Annotated in this window: 1 protein-coding gene; it reads right to left on the bottom strand. The window is 65.8% G+C overall.

Annotated features, from left to right (window positions below; genetic code table 11):
• A partial coding sequence (locus KUM32_RS41595) for an ABC transporter substrate-binding protein (protein WP_254406807.1) occupies positions 1 to 606 on the bottom strand: 606 nt, incomplete at its 3' end.
• Positions 607 to 653 lie beyond the last annotated feature (47 nt).

Here is a 653-nt window from a genome sequence, read left to right as displayed (position 1 = left end):
GTTCTCGAAGAAGGCTCGGGGCAGTGGCGCGAACGCGGCGTAACCCAGCGTCTCGGGCCAGGTCGAGAACTTCTGGGTGAGCTGGACGGTGAAGGTGGTGTCGTTCTTCACCTGGAGCCCGGACAGCGTCTTGGCGCTGACCTTGCCCGAGGTGGGGTGGACCTTGTCGTACCCCTTGATGTACTCGAAGAAGTAGGCGTTCTTCTGCTTGTTGTCGAGCAGCGCGCCGTAGTTCCAGGCGTCCACGAAGGACTTGGCGGTGACCTTCTCGCCGTTCTGGAAGGTCCACCCCTTCTTGATGGTGACGGTGTAGTTCTGCGAGTCCTTCGTCTCGATCTTCTGGGCCAGCATGTCCTGGGCCTTGCCGGTCTTCGGGTCGTACCGCTTGAGCCCGCGGAAGATCATGTCCAGGACCTTGCCGCCCTGCACCTCGTTGGTGTTCGCGGGCTCCAGCGGGTTCTGCGGGTCCCCCCACGAGGACCGCACGGTGCCCGTCCCGTCGCCGCCTCCGCCGCCGCTGTCCCCGCCTCCGCCGCCACAGCCGGCGGCCACCATCGCGGCGGCCAGCCCACAGACGGCCCACTTGGCGCGCCTGACTCCGCGCATGGAGCCTCCTCAAGGTCCCGAAGCACACTTAGGACCCGATATCACCC

It is taken from the genome of Streptomyces sp. AC627_RSS907, from assembly GCF_019049165.1.
Note: the sequence above shows the minus strand (reverse complement) of the source record. Positions and strands in the feature narration are given on the sequence as shown.